Origin of the sequence: Bartonella sp. ML70XJBT.G (assembly GCF_028618575.1) — a bacterium.
Taxonomy (GTDB): Bacteria; Pseudomonadota; Alphaproteobacteria; order Rhizobiales; family Rhizobiaceae; genus Bartonella.
In genome coordinates, this window is sequence record NZ_JAQITA010000018.1 from 1 (window position 1) to 19,978 (window position 19,978).

At 36.1% G+C, this 19,978-nt stretch carries 14 protein-coding genes and 3 pseudogenes; 9 read left to right on the plus strand and 8 right to left on the minus strand.

What is annotated here, in order from left to right:
• A pseudogene (locus PVV64_RS08265) lies at positions 1 to 3,134 on the plus strand (type ISP restriction/modification enzyme); the annotation flags it as partial.
• A 1,460-nt stretch (positions 3,135 to 4,594) separates the two neighbouring features.
• On the opposite strand, the pseudogene PVV64_RS10460 reads toward PVV64_RS08265, so the two are convergent.
• The 6 genes and pseudogenes from PVV64_RS10460 to PVV64_RS08290 all read right to left on the minus strand — a co-directional run.
• Positions 4,595 to 4,699: pseudogene (locus PVV64_RS10460) on the minus strand (transcriptional regulator); the annotation flags it as partial.
• Positions 4,700 to 4,714: 15 nt separating this feature from the next.
• A pseudogene (locus PVV64_RS08270) lies at positions 4,715 to 4,795 on the minus strand (Killer protein); the annotation flags it as partial.
• 13 nt (positions 4,796 to 4,808) lie between these two features.
• Positions 4,809 to 5,741, minus strand: a complete 933-nt coding sequence (locus tag PVV64_RS08275; protein WP_273760571.1) for a DMT family transporter — start codon at positions 5,739 to 5,741, stop codon at positions 4,809 to 4,811.
• On the minus strand, positions 5,662 to 6,429 hold the full coding sequence (locus PVV64_RS08280; protein ID WP_273760572.1) for a carboxymuconolactone decarboxylase family protein: 768 nt from the start codon (positions 6,427 to 6,429) through the stop codon (positions 5,662 to 5,664). The genes PVV64_RS08275 and PVV64_RS08280 overlap by 80 nt, the downstream gene beginning before the upstream one ends.
• Positions 6,430 to 7,269: 840 nt before the next feature.
• Positions 7,270 to 7,554 (minus strand): type II toxin-antitoxin system RelE/ParE family toxin, encoded by a 285-nt coding sequence (locus PVV64_RS08285; RefSeq protein WP_273760573.1) that lies wholly within the window; start codon positions 7,552 to 7,554, stop codon positions 7,270 to 7,272.
• Positions 7,547 to 7,765: a TA system antitoxin ParD family protein gene (locus PVV64_RS08290; RefSeq protein WP_005773872.1), complete on the minus strand. Its 219-nt coding sequence runs from the start codon at positions 7,763 to 7,765 to the stop codon at positions 7,547 to 7,549. The genes PVV64_RS08285 and PVV64_RS08290 overlap by 8 nt, the downstream gene beginning before the upstream one ends.
• Positions 7,766 to 8,187: 422 nt before the next feature.
• Here PVV64_RS08290 and PVV64_RS08295 point away from each other — a divergent pair, with 422 nt between their 5' ends.
• From PVV64_RS08295 to parE, 6 genes are all read left to right on the plus strand, one after another.
• Positions 8,188 to 8,796 (plus strand): fumarylacetoacetate hydrolase family protein, encoded by a 609-nt coding sequence (locus tag PVV64_RS08295; protein ID WP_273760574.1) that lies wholly within the window; start codon positions 8,188 to 8,190, stop codon positions 8,794 to 8,796.
• A 245-nt stretch (positions 8,797 to 9,041) separates the two neighbouring features.
• Positions 9,042 to 9,347 carry a LysE family translocator gene (locus tag PVV64_RS08300; RefSeq protein ID WP_273760592.1) on the plus strand — a complete coding sequence of 102 codons (306 nt, stop codon included), beginning with the start codon at positions 9,042 to 9,044 and terminating at the stop codon, positions 9,345 to 9,347.
• 1,394 nt (positions 9,348 to 10,741) lie between these two features.
• Entirely contained in the window at positions 10,742 to 11,386 is a 645-nt protein-coding gene (locus PVV64_RS08305; RefSeq protein WP_273760575.1) for a LemA family protein, read from the plus strand.
• A complete protein-coding gene (locus PVV64_RS08310) occupies positions 11,386 to 12,273 on the plus strand; it encodes a YgcG family protein (RefSeq protein WP_273760576.1) in 888 nt (295 codons plus the stop codon). The genes PVV64_RS08305 and PVV64_RS08310 overlap by 1 nt, the downstream gene beginning before the upstream one ends.
• A 145-nt stretch (positions 12,274 to 12,418) precedes the next feature.
• Positions 12,419 to 13,156 (plus strand): lipoyl(octanoyl) transferase LipB, encoded by a 738-nt coding sequence (gene lipB, locus PVV64_RS08315; protein WP_273760577.1) that lies wholly within the window; start codon positions 12,419 to 12,421, stop codon positions 13,154 to 13,156.
• Positions 13,157 to 13,237: 81 nt separating this feature from the next.
• Positions 13,238 to 15,304, plus strand: coding sequence for a DNA topoisomerase IV subunit B (gene parE / locus PVV64_RS08320; protein ID WP_273760578.1), 2,067 nt, complete (start codon positions 13,238 to 13,240; stop codon positions 15,302 to 15,304).
• A gap of 19 nt (positions 15,305 to 15,323) precedes the next feature.
• Here parE and recJ read toward each other — a convergent pair whose 3' ends face one another.
• Positions 15,324 to 17,108, minus strand: coding sequence for a single-stranded-DNA-specific exonuclease RecJ (gene recJ / locus PVV64_RS08325; RefSeq protein WP_273760579.1), 1,785 nt, complete (start codon positions 17,106 to 17,108; stop codon positions 15,324 to 15,326).
• A 294-nt stretch (positions 17,109 to 17,402) separates the two neighbouring features.
• On the opposite strand from recJ, the gene rplM reads away from it, so the two are divergent.
• Together rplM and rpsI are read left to right on the plus strand one after the other, a co-directional pair.
• Positions 17,403 to 17,867, plus strand: coding sequence for a 50S ribosomal protein L13 (gene rplM / locus PVV64_RS08330; protein ID WP_208441926.1), 465 nt, complete (start codon positions 17,403 to 17,405; stop codon positions 17,865 to 17,867).
• Between the two features lie 2 nt (positions 17,868 to 17,869).
• Complete coding sequence (gene rpsI / locus PVV64_RS08335) at positions 17,870 to 18,355, plus strand: 30S ribosomal protein S9 (RefSeq protein WP_273760580.1); 486 nt, start codon at positions 17,870 to 17,872, stop codon at positions 18,353 to 18,355.
• 367 nt (positions 18,356 to 18,722) lie between these two features.
• Here the strand turns inward: rpsI and PVV64_RS08340 are convergent, their stop codons facing one another.
• The gene (locus tag PVV64_RS08340; RefSeq protein WP_273760581.1) at positions 18,723 to 19,088 is read right to left on the minus strand and encodes a response regulator; all 366 of its coding nucleotides are present in this window, start codon (positions 19,086 to 19,088) and stop codon (positions 18,723 to 18,725) included.
• Between the last annotated feature and the right edge of the window lie 890 nt (positions 19,089 to 19,978).

A 19,978-nucleotide genomic window follows, 5' to 3' on the forward strand; every position in this document is an offset into this window, starting at 1 on the left:
GGGTTTCTGCTGAAGAGGCTTTAAAATACAACAAGAGATACAGTGTTGTCTGGCAAGTGATCAATGCTTTGCTTTCCCATGATGAGAACTTTGAAGTAACCCTTAACCAGATGATTTTAGATCAAGACGTCAGTCATACTTTAGAGATTGTTGCTTTAAAGAGTATGACCACGGTTGAAGATAAAATCTATGTTTATGAGAAACCAGAAAGCACGGGGCTTGAGATTGGAAAAGCAGCCTATGAACCTCGTCATAGTTATAAAGGGCAAATGAGATTACCTTTTTATAAAGAGTTTCCCAATGCCCTTAAAACCCTTTTGGCTAAGAAATTTACCCTTGCGGATTACTGGGGCATATGGGCTGGCAATGTTGCTGAGATTGCTCAAAACCATATTAATCGTCTTAAAGATATCCTATCCGATGAAACCAGTGAAGCCTATCACGCCTTTGATGGGTTTTATAAAGAACTCAAAAACAACTTAAACAGTGAAATCAAACAAGAGGAAGCGCTTGAGATGTTAGGACAACATCTTGTCACGCGTCCCGTGTTTGAAGCCTTGTTTGAGGGCAATGAATTTGTGCAAAACAATGCCATTTCGCAAGCCATGGAAAAGATCTTAGCTGAGTTGGATAAAACCAATATTGAAGAGGTATCAAAAGAGTTACAAGAGTTTTATGACAGTGTGAAATTCCGTGCCTCTGGGATTACCTCCCCCCAAGCAAGACAAAACCTTATTATCAAGCTATATGAAGATTTCTTTACCAAGGCATTTAAGAAAACCACCGATAGGCTTGGGATTGTTTACACCCCCGTTGAGGTTGTGGATTTTATCATTCATTCCGTTGATGAGGTTTTACGCAATGAATTTGGAAAAAGCCTAGGATCACGTGGTGTTTCTATTCTTGACCCTTTTACTGGAACGGGTACCTTTATTACACGGCTTTTACAATCCAATCTCATAAAACCAGAGGATATGGAATATAAGTTCCGTCATGATATCCATGCCAATGAGATTGTTCTCTTAGCGTATTACATAGCAGCCATTAACATTGAATCGACCTATCATAGTCTTATGAAAGGAGATTATATACCATTCAAGCATATTGGTTTAACCGATACGTTTCAAATGCTTGAAGAAAAAAACTTGATAGACGGTATACTCAAAGAAAACAGTGAGTATTTGGAACATCAGAAAAAACTAGATATTGAAGTTATCTTTGGCAACCCTCCTTATTCGGTAGGACAAAAAAATGAAAATGATAATGCAAAGAATACTCCTTATCCTATTTTAGATGAACGTATCCGTAAGAAATATATATCGAATTCAACAAAAATAATAAATCGAAGCAAACTTTATGATAGTTATATACGAGCAATTTGCTGGGCTAGTGACCGTATAAAAGACTGTGGTGTGATTGGTTTTGTCACGAACGCGAGGTTTATCAATGGACGTTCTATGGATGGTTTACGAAAATGCCTCGTTAAGGAATTTAGCAACCTTTATATTTTCCATTTACGTGGTAATCAACGAACCTCTGGAGAACTTTCTCGCAAAGAAGGTGGAAAAATTTTTGGTGAAGGCTCTCGAGCCCCTATTGCTATCTCTATTCTTGTAAAAAATCCAAATGCACAGCAGCATGGTAAGATATATTTTCGTGATATTGGAGACTATCTCAATAGAAAAGAAAAGCTCACGATAATTGAAAAATTTAGGAGTATTGATGGCATTACACGAAGCAAAAAAGGTTGGCAAATAATTACACCAGATAAACATGGTGATTGGATACGTCAACGTGATGACAATTTCAACGCCTTTTTAGCTATAGGTGATAAAGGTGATAAAAAAGACCATAATAAAAAGCTCTTTGAAAATTTTTCGTACGGTGTTTCAACTAATCGTGATGCTTGGGCGTACAACTCAAGCCGTGAAATTTTAGCAAAAAATATGGGTAATATGATTACCTTTTATAACAGCGAAGTGAAATATTTTAATGAGATCTATCCACATGCTGACCACAAGACACGTAAAAAGGCTGTAGATAATTTCGTAAATTCAGATGCTAAAAAAATTAGTTGGAGTCGCGCTCTTAAACAACAGTTAGATAGAGGAAAGGTTTTTGAATTTGAAGAGACATGCCTCGCACAAAGTCTTTACCGTCCTTTTACACGACAGTGGCTTTATTATAATCGCGTCTTTAATGAAACAGTGTATCAAATGCCGCGTATATTTCCAATAGGACAATCAGTTGAAAATAGGGTAATACAACTTACAGGCATAGGAGTAAAAAATAGCTTTTCTATTTTGATGAGTGAAATTCTTCCTGATAGTAATATGATAAGTGCTAGCCAATGCTTTCCACGCTATATTTACGAAGACACTACGGTTTCAAAAGTTAAAAGTAAGCAACAATCCCATTTGTTTACAGACTTTACAGAAGACAGCACAACAGCTGGTTTACAACGCCGTGATGCTCTTACTGATGAGGGACTAGCACATTTTAAAGCCGCTTATCCTAATTAAACTATCACTAAAGATGATCTATTCTATTATGTTTACGGTTTACTTCATTCGGAAGATTATCGCGCCCGTTATGCTGATAATCTCTCTAAAGAATTGCCTCGTATCCCATGTGTAAAAACTGCTGATGATTTTTGGAAGTTTGTGACAGCAGGGCGTGAACTGGGTCATTTGCACGTGAATTATGAAACTGTAGAGCCTTATCCAGTGACCTTTAAAAAAGGAAATCCAAAAGTTACAGAGATCTCTAATCCCGAAAAATTCTATTATGTTACAGAAATGAAATTCGCAAAAGCAGCTAAAGAGAAAGGAAAATCCGAAAAGGATAAATCAATAGTTATTTACAATGGCAATATTACCATAACAGATATCCCTCTTGAAGCTTATGAATATATTGTCAATGGTAAACCCGCTCTTGAATGGGTTATGGGGCGTCAATGCGTTAAGACTGATAAAAAGAGTGGCATTGTTAATGATGCTAATCGCTATGCTGTTGAAACCATTGGCAACCCTGCCTACCCTCTAGAGTTATTTCAAAGGGTTATTACCGTAAGTTTAGAAACAATGAAAATCGTAAAAAACTTACCAAAATTAGAAATAAGAGAAACTGAATAACTTATAAAGCATGCTCACATAATGGGTATGATAAACGCATAAGGGGTATAGAGCTTATAACCATAATCTATACCTTTTTTGTTAAGTTGATTAGATACAATCCTAATATGCGTTATTCTAAAAAAAAAATCATTTGCACATTTAGATACTCTCATTTGGATTGCTTTAAGATTTATAAGAAACCCCATCTTAAATAGAGTTAGATTTTTTTACATTGCCTTTAAGAGGTTATACCGTAATCTCAAATGATCGCTTTATTGTTTTCAAAAGCTTTGTTTAAAGAGAGTTATGTATATTCATTTTACTTATAGATTTTGTAGGTTCTTACCCCCCCCCAAAACCCCTACAAAACCCCTTTTTATATATATTATAGATTGTATTTACGGATTGTATTTAATATAGGCTGTTTCTTTAAAACATTAACACATTGAAATATAATGATTTTTATTTTGGATTAAAAAATAAAATAATACGTACAAAAAGTACCCCCAAAACTCATAACCTAATGATCTTGATAGCATTTCTTATGAGTTACAAACCATCTTTTGAAAGGCTTTAAAGGATCACATGATTTTCATAAAGCACGTTGTAATCATTCTCTAAATCATAAGGTTATCATTCAAAAGAACTGATAAAATTCATAAAAAGGATTTTGATAACGTAATCAGTTTTTAATTTCATATGCTTTTCATAAGACACGTTTTAATGACTCATTAAAATGATCACTTTTGTCAGTTCAATTTACTGACACATAACTGACAAGTTTTAATCAATTCACATCATTGGCTATCTTTAAAGATTGTACTCTTGATATAAGTTATGTTTTAAAGATATTAACATATTGAAATATATTGATTTTAATTTTTTACCATTCAAAAAAAATAATAGAGGGTCTAAAAAGAACTGACAAAACTGACATCACTGACAAAAGCCTATTAAAAGGAATTTTACTGATCTCTATAATTATCAATCTCTCTTTAGATGTTTTCATAACAGTCTATAAATTACAATTATCCTACTTATCGTTTCTCTTATGAAAATGAAAAATGATGCCATGGCTATAAAGCATATAACAGCTATAGAAAATGCGTAAAAACAGCAGCTTCAAATAACTAAACTGTAAATGAACGCATTGATTATAAAGAGAGCACCTATAAGAGGCTATTAAATTTTAAATGTATTATAAACAAAATTCACAAAAAAATTTAAATTCATTTAGTAAAAAAACTGATAGGTTATAAAGATAAAAATACGCATTATGAGAGCCTTTTTAAATATTATAGATGTATAGATTCAAAACATAACGCAATCGTTTCATAAAGCCCATAATATAGCTTTAAACGCATATAAATATAAAAGAAGCAATTCATAATCATAAGATATTATCAATACACAACGTATTTAAAAAATACAAAAAAATATCAAAAAAAGATAAAATATTATTTGACAATAAATACGTATTTTGTTATATGAAGATGATAAGCTAATTTTTGTATTGTTATCCTCATTTCTTCTAAAAAAGCTACTTTTAGAACTTCACTAGAATGGGCGGAGTTATGCGTCATTTGTTTTCATTCCTTTCATAAATGGTAATCTTGATAATCAACAAGCTCCACATCTGTTCCGATAAAGCGAAAAATAACACGCCAATTTCCATTCATCTTAAAAAGTATATTACTCTTTATGCGCATTGGGAACGGCTTTTCTAGATCCTAGTAAGCTGAATATATAGCCTTGTCCGATTAGAACTCCAAAAATCGTAACAAAAACGCCTATGATTTGCGTGATTTGAGGGATGAAGCCGAACAGGATTTGCACCAATAAGGCTGAAATAGGTACAAAATTGAAAAATATCGCCGTCTTACCCGGACCTCGGATCGCTATTCCAATATTCCAAAATAGGTAGGCTAAAACTGATCCTGCAACCCCTATCCAAAGAAGTGCGAATAAACTAGCGCCGGACATAGACATCGTTTCTTGAAGAGGAGATTCGAATAAAAAGGTTAGGACGCCAAGGGCGACGGTGCCAGAGAGCATCGTCCAGCTTGTTGTTTCAAGCGGGGTTGCGTTCTTGACAAATGACCGCGTGCCCACGGTATAGAACGCCCAACCAATGGAACCTAAAAGAATCATAATATCTCCTTTGGCAAAGGAAACATGGTTAGACAAAAATCTCCCATTTGTTATGACTAAATAGACCCCGAACATGCTAATGAGCATCCCTATAACCCTCTCACAGGTTGGGAAAGATTTATTCATGATAGCTTCAATAATATTAGCACTAATAGGGGTTGTCGCCATGATGAGGGAGGCTGTTATGGGATTTGACGTTTGCAAGCCAACAAATAAAGCGCCATTAAACCCTGCCACACCGATAATCCCTAGGAAAATATAAGAAATAAAATTTTGCGATAAAACATGCCACCGCAAGCCTTCTTTGAAAATCATAATTAAAAATATGGCGATTACGGCAATGAGAAACCGCTCAAAAGAAGCTGTCCATGGAGAAACAGTCGTTAAAGCTATCTTAGTGGCTTGGAAATTGGAACCCCAAAAAAAGGTTCCTACGAGGGTTAAGACAAGAGCTATTCTGGGCGTGATTTTCATTGGATAGATCCTTATACTTGATACCAAAGTGGAGCATCGAGACGTATAGAAGAAATTTGTGCGGTATTAGATGAGGAAAGAATAAAGTTGACCGCGGAAGCAATGTCATCTGGGTGAAGCATTTTGGCAAGATTCTCTGGAGGTATCTCTGGGAATCCTTTAAAATTGCGACGAAAATCCGTGTGTAGATATCACCAAACCCAAACTCAACAACAAAACGAGCTAAGTCTGGAGCAATGCTACCCAGTGTCTTAATAATCATTTGTCCATCGGGACCATCAATATGTTCTAGTGCCTTCAGTCCAGATTCGTAGCGATCCTCGCATACTAATGGCGAGCCGCAACTAGATATGAAGTCTAGTTGCTTTTCATCAAAGACCTCTTTTGCAGCAAAAACACTATTTAAGGCTGCTGGAAACCCTGCATAAAGTGCCAACTGTATCATTACTTCAATCAGCTCAGCAGGACTACACCCAATATTAAGAGCACTGGTAAGGTGGAATTTGAGTTGCCGTCTTGCATTACCGAGAGTTGCAAAGATGGCAACGGTGGCAAGCTGCCGAATACGGCTTGTTAAGTGAGGTCGCTCATAAATTTCTCCATACACAAAAGAGATGATGAATTTTGCGAGATCAGGGGCAATATCGGCCATTTCTTCAAGAATTGAAGGGGTCTCGACCAATTCCATAGAGCGTAAACGCTCCACGCCCAATTCATAAGGCATTTTTCTTATAATTTACAAATGTTTGTTCTTGCATGTAATGGCCTCCTCCCCACGGAGCCTTAGTTGGATAAGGCTTTTACTTTCCTTAAAAACTAAACCTTCAATTAAAATGCAATACCTTATCTCCTCTTGCGGACTTGCATTGCATGAATCGTTATCGTGCTTTAATATCCTAGTCAATCATTTTTGTAAATTTATTTTATATTATTTTTCATTTTTTACATTATAGGCAATCCTTATGAAGCTATAGCAGATAGTAAGGGATTTTTCTATGGTATTAATATTACGTTGATGCAGCAGGCACGTGTAGCCTTTCCAGACGTTGTACTTAAGACTGAGCTAAAATTAGCAAATTAAACCTTCTTATTCGTATTTGCGCAAGAGAACTGAGGTGTAACTTGTTGAGCGTAGAAACACCATGCATGATTATGTGCGCATTGAGCTATAGGACTTAGTTGTATTTAGTATTTTGCGGCTTGAATTTACCGAGGAAAGTGCGAAGCGTTAAATTTATAACAGATGCTACTGACTTACCTCTAATCTAGTAAAGTTCTATCATGACAAAGCCATTTGTTGGGGTGTACGGAAGAGCTTTGTTTTTAACTCAAGTTAGAGGTATGTAATAGCAGATGAGTGCAGTACTCCTTTGCTGCAAAGTCCTCCAATCGGTTTAGCTAAAAATATTATGCCGCAATTAGGGCCCAATATAGCTTGATCATGTCTATAAATTTTGGTTTAATACCTTTACACTGGAGAACTTTAGTAAAATTAATGCTGTGTGCCTCTATCAAGTTGTAAAATATATTATGCTTTAAGATCTCGGTAAAAATTTTCATGAGAGCCAAGTGCTAACAAGGTCAAAGTAATCGTGTGATCTTCATAGCTGTAAGCAAGCAGCGTCAATTGCTTGGCCATTTTAAATTTATAGATAAAAACACCAGAAAGATCACCTGTTTTGGCTTGACCAATGGTAGGCGTTTTCATAATGACGCGAACAGCTTGGTCTAGATCTTGTTTTTGGTTGGCATGCAGTTTTTTGACAGTTTTTTTAAATGAATGGGTTTGTAAAACTTGCATAGATTCAGCCAAATTCGAATGCTGTTACATCGCCATCTGCATTTTCTTGTTGTCCAAGTAAGATTGCTTGAATAAATTGAAAGGAGAGATCTGGATTTTCTTCGGCTATTTTGCCCATACGCGACCAATATTCAATTTGCTTAGGAACCGAGCGGCTATAAACAGACGCGTAACGCTTAGCCTCATTAATAAGATCATCAGACAGTTTAACAGTTGTAGCCATGACTATACTCCTATCTTACAATAAGGTGGTAATATAGTTTAAAAGGTGTTAAAAAGCAACCTTTGAAACACAATAACCTTAGCAGATCTCTAACACAATTCCTTCTCTCAAAGCCATCTTTCTTAATATCTGAAAGAAGAGAAAATAAAAGATAAATTTAGAACTAAATGATCGAGAATAAGCTCTAAAAAGGTTCGGGATAGGCAGAAAATAAGTTAAAAGAATCAACGGAATCAAAATTCCCGAACTTCTATATAATCTATTGATTTTATATAAATATAGCATTCCTACCCCTAAAGCCATTCATTACCCCTTCTCTCATTAAAGCTTGTAGAGTGAAAGCTAACTGGGTATAATCAAGGTTGGTTATGAATCCACATAATGCATATCTGTAAAAAAATGAAAAATTGGGGGAAGCTCTTATGATAAATAATATTTACTGCGTTGGACACAATTATGTAGAACACGCATATGAACTAGGCAATGTTGTTGAAGATGAGCCTGTTATATTTAGCAAGCCAAACAGTTCACTTGTGTTAGGAAATCAAATTTGTCTCCCTGACTTTTCTCAAGAAATACATTTTGAAACTGAAATTGTGCTTAGAATCTCAAAGGACACTTTTATGGTCAATGAGATAGAAGCTGAAGAATGTTACGATGCAGTAGCGCTAGGGCTTGATCTCACAGCAAGAGATTTACAAACAAAACTAAAAGAAAAAAAGCTTCCTTGGCTTTTGTCTAAAGGATTTAAAGGAGCCGCATACGTTTCTGACTTCATAAGCAAAGAAAGAATAAATAACCCAATAACTTTTGAAATGAAGCTAAATGGTGAAACGAGGCAATTTGGCAATACAAAAGATATGATCTTTAGCTTTGAAAAAATAATATCATTCTTAAGTCGCTACATCCAACTAAAGAGTGGCGATATAATATATACGGGCACTCCACAAGGTGTAGGCAAACTTTCTTCACTTGATAGAATAGAATTATATCTCGAAGATAAGTTAGTTTCAGAAATAAAAGTCAAATGAATCATCAAATAGTTACCTTTTTTATCGTCTCATTATTTTTAGTCATCTCCCTTGGGCCCAATATGGCTCTTATCATCGATAACGCAACGAGATTGGGAAAAAGAATGCTCTCGCTAACGTTGCATGATTATGCACAGCAACATATGCGCATGGAGCATTTTCCATACTAGGTGTGTCAGCAATCATTCTCAAAAATAAAACGCTCTTTTTTAGTAAAACTTATGGGTGGCTGCTATTTATTATATATGGGAGTTAAATCGCTTAAATCCGGAATAAACAACTTAAATTCAAGAGAAATAATATCACAAAATGAAAGCAATACTAAGAATGAAGTAAAGATTTTAACCAGCTACGTAGACGGATTTATGACGCAAATACTAAACCCAAAGGTATCGATATTCTATATCGCAGCTTTTCCAAAATTCCTATCTTCTGGTGGTAGCATTAAAACAGGATGTGAACTTGTAACCATACATTCCTTTAATATATTTGCATGGTTTACTTTGATGACTATTTTTATATCATTTGCTCGTATCATTTTAAAAAAGTAACGCGTAAAAGGAATAATTAATATAACGACAGGCACCGTTTTATCTTTTGATAATAAGTTGCACAACTTTCAGTAAAAATTTTTATATTTTTTGTTTATCGCTATTTATATTGAGATCTTCGCTAGAACTGATACGATCACAAATGCTTCCTTATTTTCTATGCATATAGCTAAGTTATGAATTCATCGAGCGTACTCTTTGAATTTTTTAATAAATTAAAATTAACGATCATCTCTTTAGTGAAATTTTAGCTATCTTATTGACCTTATTATTACCAAAAGGTACCACAAATCGCAGATTATAAATACTGAAAGACCATAGCAAGCTTAAAGTGACTGCTCATACTTAGACGTTATCTTTGATCAATAGATATGGTAAATGCATTTGGTTAATTTGGCCTAATAAGAAGCAATTACCGCTTAAGTTGTAGTCTATCTATAAAAATCTCTTTGCTGTTTGTAATATTCCAGTTGAGAAACATGCCAGACAGTAATTATCCTGTGACGGTCATTTGAATTTTTACAGATTAAGCTTACATAACCGCACGTCGGTGTCTCATTTCTTACACAGTGCATTTTTCACGGTAGTTGCATAGTGACGTATCTTCAATTTGCCATTTAGTGCATATTAAAACTTTAAGCGCATAAAGTAAGGTGCGCGTATATGCGTTTGCGAGATTGGATGTATCATTTGCCATAGCTATCGCACAGAATCAAGAAAGGAAACTCCTTTCATTATTAAAATAGCTCGTCATTGCGTAATATTTAAAATGCCTTTGATATTTTAGCTGGAACATACTCATAAGAGGATATTTTGAATAACTATTCGAATTCAAAAGCGCAGTCAAATCTGATTTTTACCAAAGAATATAATAAACTTACGCCTTCTCCCCCATAATAGAAATAGTGATCAAAATAAATAAATTACACGACTGTTTCTTTTTATTGCCCACATTAGTAGAATTTTGCTTGGTGTATTACATAAGATCCTCAAGTTAGTATCCTGTTTTATCAAAAAAGTGCGTAATATTTTCTAGTTTAGATATTACTTTTATTTGTATTTTTACTTATAGAATAAAATTGATAAATTTTTATATCCGTAGCTCTTTAAAATCATCTAAAACTTTATTTCTTATTGTTATCTCTAAAAAAAACGATTTTTAAAAGAGTATTCTTTTTTGAAAATAACTTGCAATAATATAATAAATATAATTTAGTACTTATAAGCGTATATTTACATGTATATTATTATTTTACTATCAATCAATTACTAAAGCACGACAAAATGCCGAAGAAAGTTAATTCATTCATGAAACTCTTTTTCTAAAATTAAAAAGACTTTTCATCAAAAAGATATATCCTATATAGTACATGAAATCGCTGCGGAGATGTTTTATGTTAAATGTACAAGCTGTTTCAATTCCACACACTTATTCCATAACTAAAATGGTAAGACAATTTTTAATTGTTCTTTTCTTGACGCTTTTAGTGCCATTCCTAAGTGGCTGCGGATTTAATACAATACCAACAAATGAAGAAAAAACACATGCCGCATGGAGTGAAGTACTCAACCAATATCAACGCCGTGCAGATCTTATTCCTAATCTCGTGGAAACTGTCAAAGCCTATGCTGCTCATGAACAAGCTGTTTTTACCAATGTTATTGAAGCACGTGCTAAAGCAACGCAAGTAAACATCAACGCAGATATGTTAAATAACCCAGAAATGATGCAACAATATCTCAACAATCAAGCAAATTTATCAAGCGCCCTCTCACGTCTTATGGCTGTTGTCGAAAATTATCCTGATCTTAAAGCAAATCAGAATTTTCTTGCTCTGCAATCACAATTAGAAGGAACTGAAAACCGTATCTCTGTTGCACGCCGCGATTATATTGAAACAGTACGTGTTTACAATACTGCACTTAAGACAATGCCAACGATAATTTGGGCAAAATTATGGTTTCGTGATGCTAAGCCTATGCCAACATTTACGATTGATACCAATAGTCAGCAAACTCCAAAGGTCAATTTTAATTAATGAAACTGTTTCGACATTCTCTACAACGCAATGTTTTTTCATATTTATGGACTCTTTTAAGTGTTCTCTATCTGATCATTGTATTGGGGAATGTCGCTTACGCACAAAGCAAATTTCCTCCCTTAACGGGCTATGTTAACGATGTGGCTCACTTGCTGGATAATGCAACAAAGCAGAATCTAACAGAAAAATTGGCTGAACACGAAGAAAAAGCTGGAGATCAAGTTGTTATTGTAACTCTTCCGACCCTTTCAGGAAACGATATAGAGACGTACAGTAATGCTCTTTTTCGCAGATGGGGGATAGGTCAGAAACAAATTAATAATGGCGTATTACTTGTCATTGCCCCCAATGAACGTGAGATGCATATTGAAGTAGGCTATGGTTTGGAAAGCGTGCTCACAGACGCTCTTTCCGCAGTTATCATTAATAGCTTTGTTCTTCCCAATTTTCGTGAAGGAAATTATCAAAAAGGAATTGTCGAAGCAGTTCATGCTATTATCAGTGTCATTACAGAAAATGATTCTGATTTTTCTATTCGAATCAAAGAAAAAGCTAAAATTGTTGAAGCGCAACGCAAACAAGCTGAAAAAGAAGAAATGATCGTGAAGATAATCATATTTTTGACCTTTTTTATCATGTTTGGTTTGCCTATTCTTGCAATGATCTTTGGAAAAAAAGTAGGACCCCAAAAATATCTTTGGATGGGGATCGTTTTTACGCCTTGGTTTTTTAATTTAAATGCTGGCAGCAGACATTCTGATGATATCTTTGGCAACGGTTCAAGAGGTGGAGGATCATTTGGAGGAAGGAGATCATCTGGAGGAGGTGGTTTCTCTGGTGGTGGTGGATCATCTGGTGGTGGTGGTGCAACAGGAAGATGGTAAAATAAAAACAGATTTTTAAAACGTAGAAAATTCTTAAGATAAAATTTCACCTGTATTATCTTACTTTTAATAAAATATTTGACATCTTACTCTATAGCTCTTTTATTGTTTCATGCTACTTTAAACACCAACATAAATATTGCTCATGACATTTGAATTAAAACATGTTGATCGTGATCATTTATCACATCAATTTAAAGCGGTTTCTGCAAGTCCACCAGTGGAATGGAAAGTCAGCAATAGCTTGATCGAATATCCTGAAGCACTGCGTTATATGCAAGAGCATGTAGAAAACATTCTTGCAAAAAAAGCCCCTGAACAGGTTTGGCTCCTTGAACATCCTTCCCTTTATACAGCGGGTACAAGTGCAAATAAAAAAGATCTTTTAGCACCTCATTTGTTTCCTGTTTATGAAGCAGGGCGTGGTGGTGAATTTACATATCATGGTCCAGGGCAACGTGTTGCTTATATTATGCTTGATCTTAAACGCCGAAAACAAGATATCCGTGCTTTTATTAGTGCACTCGAAGAGTGGATTATACAAATGCTTGCAAAATTTAATATTAAAGGTGAACGCCGTGAAGATCGTGTTGGGGTCTGGATTCAGCGACACAATTTCCCTTCGACACAAAGTGGTTTACCTTCTGAAGATAAAATTGCAGCTATTGGCATTCGCGTGCGTAAATGGGTGAGTTTTCATGGGGTTGCTATCAACGTTAATCCTCATCTAGCGCACTATTCAGGGATCGTTCCCTGTGGCATTACTGATTATGGTGTAACCAGCTTTTTTGATCTCGGTTTTCCTGTAACAATGCATGATATTGATATTGCTCTCAAACAAACCTTTAAACAAATTTTCGGTCCAACCATTGATGTTTCCTAACTGCATTGATTTTTAAATAAAAAAAAGGCATAAAATTTATTTTTGTGAAGACTAATTTTATGAGGTGGATAATCAAACGCTATGAGCGATAACAGCAAAGATCTTTTTAGTATTTTAAATAATGCGCAGTCTCGGATAAATACAAAAACCAAAAATCCGCATTCTTCCATGAACTCCGAAGCAATAGCTTCAAAAAAAAATACAAAAGATATACAAGAAGATAGCTATAATGCTCTCTCTATTCGCGTGCTTGAAGGGTTAGAACCTGTACGTTTACGCCCTGGAATGTATATTGGTGGAACAGATAGTAAAGCACTTCATCATTTGTTTGCTGAAATTATTGACAATGCTATGGATGAAGCCGTTGCTGGTTATGCAGATTTCATTGACGTATCATTAGATAGAAACGGTTATTTAACGGTTACGGATAATGGACGTGGCATTCCTGTTGAAAATCATCCTCAAATGCCTGATAAATCTACCCTTGAAGTTATTATGACACAACTCCATTCAGGTGGAAAATTCGATGGAAAAGCTTATCAGACTGCTGGAGGGCTCCATGGAGTAGGAATTTCTGTCGTCAATGCTCTTTCTGACGATATGGAAGTCGAAGTAGCACGAGAACGAAAGCTTTATCGACAACGCTTTTCACGGGGTATTCCTCAATCTGGATTGGAAGATTTGGGTGATGTTTATAATCGTCGTGGAACACGTGTTCGATTTCATCCTGATCCTAAAATTTTTGGTGAAAAAGCCGCTTTTGAACCAGAAAAAATTTACACAATGGCACGCTCAAAAGCCTATCTTTTTGGTGGTGTAAAAATTCGCTGGAATTGTGATCCTATCATTCTTGAAGACACAAAAAATATTCCCGAAAAAGCTGTTTTTCACTTTCCTGATGGACTTAAGGATTATTTGCTCTCCTCACTCAAAGATGAATATCGCGTAACATCAGAAATTTTTTCTGGAAAAACAAAACACTCTAATGGTCATGGCTCTGTTGAATGGGCTATCGCTTGGCATGGTGGTAATGCTCATGTACAATCTTACTGCAATACTATTCCCACCGGAGAAGGTGGAACACACGAAATGGGACTGCGTCAAGCTCTTTTGCGCGGATTAAGATCTTACGCTGAATTAATAGGAAACAAGCGCGCTGCTATTATTACATCCGATGATGTAATGATTTCAACGGCTGCAATACTTTCAGTTTTTATAAAAAATCCTGAATTTGTTGGACAAACAAAAGATCGATTAGCAACAATTGAAGCACAGCGTATTGTTGAGAATGCAATACGCGATCCTTTTGATCATTGGTTGACCAATTCTCCACAAGAATCAACAAAACTCCTTGATTGGGTTATTGAACGTGCTGAGGAACGCGTTAAACGCCGCCAAGACAGAGAAATAAACCGAAAAACAGCTGTGCGTAAATTACGCCTGCCTGGAAAACTCGCAGATTGTAGCCAAAATTGTGCTGCTGGAGCTGAATTATTCATTGTTGAAGGTGATTCTGCTGGTGGTTCCGCTAAACAAGCCCGGAACAGAGCACATCAAGCGATTTTACCTCTTCGTGGGAAAATCCTCAATGTGGCCAGTGCTGCACACGAAAAAATGAATTCAAGCCAAACAATCAGTGATCTTATACTCGCGCTTGGATGTGGAACAGGCTCTAAGTATCGTGAAAAAGATCTCAGATATGAACGTATTATCATTATGACGGATGCAGACGTTGATGGTGCCCATATCGCCTCACTCCTTATTACTTTTTTCTTTCAAGAAATGCCCGATCTTATTCGTCAGGGACATTTATATCTTGCCGTCCCTCCCCTTTATAGAATCTCACAAGGAGGAAAAATTGCTTATGCACGTGACGATACACATAAAGATGAATTGTTAAAAACTGAATTCACAGGGAAAGCTAAAATTGAAATTGGCCGTTTTAAAGGACTTGGAGAAATGCGTGCTGACCAGCTTAAAGAAACGACGATGCATCCTGAAAAACGTACATTGCTACGCGTTTCTATTGACGCAATGGAAATGCAGGAAACGAAAAATATTGTAGAAAGTCTCATGGGAACAAAACCAGAAGCACGGTTTCGTTTCATACAAGAAAATTCTACTTTTGCTTCCAATCTTGATATTTAACGTTCAAAAAAATCCCTTTTCAAACCACTGCTGCTGCATCAATCACGCGTAGCTGTGGATTAATTGTTCCATTCCAATAATTCAAACTCAAATTACCAGCCAAATGGATCATTTCACCAACATTTCTCAACAGAAAATCACCAAGTGACGTCCCCACAGCACGGAAAGCTATTCCTTGTAGTCTTTTGCCTTCCATATTAGCCACCGTAAGGCGAAGATGTCCTTTACCCACTTCAGACAAATTCATTAATCGATGAGAAGGAAGAACAAAAACAGGTGTTGTATTCCCCGAACCAAAGGGGCCGGCTTTTTCAATCATATCAAAAAGCCCTTTATTGGCACCAGAAGCAGAAAGACAACCATCTATACGGAGAGACTTTTTAGCACGCAACTGTGAAACCATTAAAGAAACTTTTTCTGCCAGCCATTCTCGAAAAGTTTCAATTTTTGTCGCTTGAATTGTGAGTCCTGCTGCCATACTATGCCCTCCCCCTTTTTCTAATAAATTGAGTGTAACAGCTTCACGCACAAGGGCTCCTAAATCTATGCCACTGATTGAACGCCCCGATCCCACCCCACTTCCATCTTCTTTCAAAGCAATGGCAAAAACAGGACAAAAAAAACGCTCTTTTAAGCGGGATGCAAGAATACCAATAATTCCTGGATGCCATTCTTGGTGAGCAAGTACGAGGGACAGAGGCATTTTCCCATCTTGATAAAGAGAATCAATATACGATTCTGCTTGGGCTAATTGAATACTCTCCATTTCTTGACGCTCTTGATTAAGCAGATCCAATTGTTCTGCTATTTTGTCTGCTTCATCTTTATCTTCACAACTGAGCAAATATGCTCCCAAAGCTTGGTCGCCAATACGCCCTCCCGCATTAATTCTTGGACCTAACAAAAAACCTAAATGAAAACTATTCAGTGGCTCACCTATACGCGCAACCTTTGTTAAAGCTCCTATCCCGTGATTATACATAGAACGTGCAACTTCGAGCCCTTTCACCACAAAAGCACGATTCACACCTTGTAAGGGAACGACATCACATATGGTTGCCAAGGCAACAAGATCAAGCATACTGAGAAGGTCAGGAAGTTTTCCTGCAAATTTCTTCTTTCGCAATAAATGATGGACCCACGCTAAGGTAACAAAGACAACGCCAGCTGCGCATAAATGCCCTTGTCCCGAAAAGTCATCAGGACGATTAGGATTAACAAGCGCAACAGCTTCTTGATGAATCTCTGACATTTGATGATGGTCTAAAATGATAACATCAGCGCCTGCAAGTCTGGCGGCTTTGACTGCATCTGGACTGTTTGCCCCACAATCAACGGTGATAATCAAATCAGCACCTTGTTGTACCAACATCCTCATTGCTTGTTCATTGGGACCATATCCTTCAACAATACGATCAGGAATATAAATTTTTACCTCGACATCCAAATAACGCAGAAAGCGCGCCATAAGTGCCGATGAACAAGCACCATCCACATCATAGTCACCAAAAACTGCAACCTTTTCTTGATTCAAAATAGCTTTTACGATGCGCTCTGCTGCACATTGCATATCGATAAAACTTTCTGGATTAGGCATAAGCGTACGCAGTGTTGGATTGATAAAAGCAACAGCTTCTGATTCATCCACATCTCTTGCCGAGAGAACACGAGCTAATTGATCTGGAAAACCAAATTTTTGAGAAATAGCGCGCGCATTATTTATCCCTTGAATATCAAGAGCATCCAACCAAGCTTGACCACAAGCAGAAGATTCAACATTGAGGAAATAACGGGACCGCTGCATTGTTGCTTATTTTATAATGAAGGCGAATAAAATACAATCATGCGTTCAAGATAAAACAGTCTTTTGCCACATTTATTCTCAATAAAATGTACATAGGCACCTCTTTGTATGAGGTATCATAACACCTCAATGATAACATACTGTTTTATAAAGTTTTTATTTTCTCTTGACGTAAATCAAAAGACATTATATCAGAATAAACAATGCGCGTTAAATATTTCGCTATGATACAACTTTCAACGCAAAACAATGAAAATGCCCTTCGTGATAAGGGTTTTAATAAAGGATACTTCTATGGCAACTTTTTCACAAAAGCCAACTGAAGTGGTGAAAAAATGGGTTATTATTGACGCAGAAAACCTCGTTTTAGGCCGTCTTGCCACATTTGTTGCTAACCGCTTGCGTGGTAAACATAAAGCTACATTTACTCCACATGTTGATGACGGTGACAATGTTATTGTGATCAATGCAGATAAAATATCTCTCACCGGTAAAAAATATACCGATAAAAAATATTATTGGCATACTGGCTATATCGGTGGAATTAAGGAGCGTACAGCGCGTCAGATTCTTGAAGGTCGTTTTCCTGAACGCGTTGTTGAAAAAGCTGTGGAGCGCATGATTCCTCGCGGACCTCTTGGTCGTCGTCAATTGAAGAATCTCCGTGTTTATGCTGGGAGCCAACACCCGCATGAGGCACAACAGCCCGAAGCTCTTGACGTTGGTGCTTTAAACCGCAAAAACAAAAGGATTGCTTGATTATGGCTGAAATTAATTCTCTTGCTGAGCTTAGTGTCGTCACAAATACTGTAGAAGCTCATGAAAATGTCGCTCCCGTCCATGTGCAAAAGCTTGATTCACAGGGACGTGCCTATGCAACAGGTAAACGTAAAGATGCTGTTGCTCGCGTATGGATCAAACCAGGCTCTGGAAAAATTACCATTAACAATAAGAAATTTGACCAATATTTCGCACGTCCTGTTTTGAGAATGATTCTTCGCCAACCAATTGTTGCAACAAACAGGGATAGCCAGTTTGATATTGTTGCGACCGTTGCAGGTGGTGGTCTTTCTGGACAAGCTGGTGCAGTGCGCCATGGTATTTCCAAAGCTTTAACCTATTACGAACCTGAACTTCGTACAATCTTGAAAAAAGGTGGCTTTCTTACCCGTGATAGCCGTGTTGTCGAACGTAAAAAATACGGTAAAGCAAAAGCGCGTCGTTCTTTCCAATTCTCAAAGCGCTAATTTTCATTTTTGTGCAATGCATAGAGCCTCGTTTTCAACGAGGCTTTTTTTATTTGCTAAAGCAGAATTCTTATGACACGAGATTTTGCTTGTTTATCAATATTTTTTATGAGGACAATGTAGAAGAGAAGTTTTTTATCTTTAGAAAAAAATAAGGATGCAAAATGCCTTATTTTGTAGGTAAGGACTGGAAATCGTCCATAAAAGCTTCAGAACTTCGATTTACATTTTTTAAAGTTGTGCTTTAGTAACTCAAGCATAAATAACTTATTCATATACATGCTCTTTTTACAGAAACATTAGCCATCTATGGTTAGTGATCTCATGCGCTTTTCAGTCTCTTTTTTCTACTATATTACGCAAAGTTTCAGTCTAAAAAATTCTTTACCATTGAGATAAAATGCGGAACAGAAATGGGCTTTGACATATATTCTTCACACCCACTGTCGCGAATTCGTTCTTCATCGCCTTTCATAGCAAAGGCTGTTACAGCAACAACGGGGATAGATCTAAGCTCCTCATCCTCTTTTAATTGCTTAATCACATCAATCCCTGATACTTCAGGCAATTGAATGTCTACAAGGATAAGAGAGGGCATGGATGAACGAGCCAAATCTAATGCCATAAGACCATTGCGTGTCTCAACAGTTTCATAGCCACTCGCTTCCACAAGATCACGAAATAACTTCATATTCAGTTCGTTATCTTCTACGATCATGACTTTTTTTGACATTAGGTAACTCCACCCTTTGAGATAAAATAGATCAAGAGAAATGAATACATACTCCCTCTCAGTTAAGATAAAATGATAAAAAAAATTGTAAACTACAAAGAGCCTCAATAATTTTTGTTAAAAGCATTTTTTCGCAAATATTTGCTATGCTTATCACTATGCTTTTTCATTTTATAAGCATAAAATCATAATAACTATGAGATTATCGTATATTTTTTGAACGGATCTACAAAATTTATGGATATCTTGATAACGCAGAGGCTTTTTCATCGTAGAAAAATATCAACCTCAAATTTAGCTCAAATATACATTTCAAAGAGAGAAATCACTTTGATATGCATTGGTTGTTTGGGGGCAAACAATCAGTGTTTAACCTGTTCGATTAAGATGCTTACTGCTATAATGTTTTGTTGTCTCAAACATTTGTATGATACATCAACAAAGCTTTTCAATAATACATTCAGAACAAAGATTACCGATGAATTTTAAACGAAATTTTGGAAGAAATCACACATGCAATTAGTGCAAAATTAAATGCAAAAGCGCTAACAATATTGGAAAATCTCATTATAAATTCTCAACATTTCCTTCCTCCTTATTTCCTCTCTTTTATTATTCTTCAAAAGGAATTAGTAAGAAAATATGAACATACAGAAAACTCTTTCAATCTTTTGTAATTTCTATACATCAATCACATGAGTTTTATCATTGATAAGCAATAACATCTGTATAGCTCTAGGCTTATTGTGCAACACCAGATGAAAGCATCATTTTTGTTTATTGAAAGAGAGGGTATGAAGCTTTATTTTGCTCTTTGCAGCATCCGCCAAAATTGAGAAATAAGCCTAACTAAGTTTTTTTAATAATAGAAAATTACTTTTTTATAATAC